A 2,025-nucleotide genomic window follows, 5' to 3' on the forward strand; every position below is an offset into this window, starting at 1 on the left:
GGCGCGCCGGGCGCAGGACGACCGCGCGGCGGTCGCCTGGTCCGGGCCGGCGGACGCCGTCCCGCCGTCGATCGGGCGGCACGAGATCGCCGGCGGCCGGCTCGCGGTGCCCGCGGGGGTGGCGGGCCGGCTGGTCGGGGTGCTGGAGATCTGCTGGCCGGGGCCGCTGCCGGCGCAGTCCCAGTCGCTGACCCGTCAGTTCGAGGCGCTGGCCGAGCTGTGCGCGACCACCCTGGAGAGCTGGCCGGACGAGGACCGGGGGGCCGAGGGGCCGCCGTCCCCGTTCGAGGAGCTGCGGCGGATCACCGACGGGGTGCTCGATCCGTGCCTGATCCTGCAGTTGGCGCCGGACGGCCCGGACACGGCGCTGGAGTTCGTGGTCCGGCACCTCAATCCGGCCTTCGTGGACTTCGCCGGCCGGCCCGCCGGCGCGGTCGCCGGGGCCCGGCTGCTGGAGGCCTACCCGCTGGCGGCCGAGCCCGGCGGGCTGGCCGAGAAGGTGGAGCACGTGTTCGCCACCGGCGAGCCGTTCCGCACCTCGGACATGCGGCTGGCCGCCACGGTCGACGGGGTGGCGCTGCACACCCGGGCCCAGGTCGGCATCAGCCGCCACGGCGACCAGGTGCTGGTCATCTGGCGGTTGGCGGAGGGCACCTCGCAGGTGGCCCGGCTGCTCCAGCACGCGCAGCGGCTGGGTCGGATCGGCGGCTTCGAGGAGAACCTGCTGACCCGTCAGATCGCCTGGAGCGACACGGTCTTCGACCTGCACGGCCTGCCCGCGACGGCGGCGCCGATCCCGCTCGAACAGTTGGCCGACCACGCCCACCCGGACGACCGGCTCGCCATCGACCGGTTCCTGCGCACGCTGCTGCACCACCGGCGGCCGGCCGCCACCGCCTTCCGGCTGAACCGCCGGGACGGGGTGGCCCGGCACATCCGGGTGGTCGCCGAGCCGGTGGCGGCCCGGGAGGCGGGCCTGCGGCTGGTGCGCGGCGCCTACCAGGACATCTCGGCGCAGCACTGGACCGAGGTGGCCCTGGCGGCCACCCGGGACCAGCTGGCCCAGAGCGAGCAGCAGGCGGCGGAGCGCAGCCGGCTGGCGCTGCAGCTGCAGCGGGCCATCATGCCGCCCGCGCCGGGCCCGCTGGCGCTCGACGGCCTCGACGTGGCGGTGCGCTACCGGCCGGCCGAGAAGGACCACCTGGTCGGCGGGGACTGGTACGACGCGCTGCACCTGCCGACCGGGGAGATCCTGCTCTGCGTGGGGGACGTGGCCGGCCACGGGATCGAGGCGGCCACCGGCATGGTGGCGCTGCGCAACGCGCTGCGCGGCCTGGCCGCCACCGGGGCCGGCCCGGGCCAGCTGCTGACCTGGCTGAACAGCGTGACCCACCAGCTCACCGACAACGTGACCGCGACCGCCGTGTGCGGCCTGTACCACCCCGGCACCCGTCGGCTGCGCTGGGCGCGGGCCGGCCACCTGCCCCCGGTGCTGCTGCGCGACGGCCGGGCCCGGGCACTGCCGCAGGTGGGCGGCATCCTGCTGGGTGCGCTGGACCAGGCCGAGTACGAGGAGGACTGCGCCGAGCTGCTGCCGGGCGACGTGCTGGTGATGTTCACCGACGGGCTGATCGAGCGCCGGGACCAGTCCGTCCAGGCCTCGCTGGCACGGCTGCTGACGCTGAGCGAGGGCGCGGCGCCGCCGGTCGGCCGTGGGGCGGCGGGGCTGGAGACCCTGCTGGACAAGCTGCTGCGCTACAGCGGGGCGGACACCGACGACGACACCTGCCTGGTCGGGGTGTCGGTGCGGGAACGGGAGCGGACCTGACCCGGGTCCGCCGGTGCCAGTGCCGGTGCTGGTGCAGGTGCTGGTGCGGACCTGACCCCGTGTCGGTCCGGCGGCCGTGGCGGGTGTGAAACCGGGCGGAGTGGAAAGGCGTGGATCCGACGGCAGCCGCGGGCGCGCCGACCGCGGTGGGCTGCTTGGTCGGCGCACCCGGCGGTGCGTAAGGTCGTGGGCGAGGT

General features: G+C 76.3%; 1 protein-coding gene. It reads left to right on the forward strand.

The features are described 5' to 3' along the window. On the forward strand, window positions 1-1,828 hold a 1,828-nt coding region (locus tag ACFW1A_RS40230; RefSeq protein ID WP_380418656.1), incomplete at its 5' end, for a PP2C family protein-serine/threonine phosphatase. Window positions 1,829-2,025: the final 197 nt, after the last annotated feature.

This window comes from Kitasatospora sp. NPDC058965 (genome assembly GCF_042741245.1).
In the GTDB taxonomy this organism is placed as follows: domain Bacteria; phylum Actinomycetota; class Actinomycetes; order Streptomycetales; family Streptomycetaceae; genus Kitasatospora.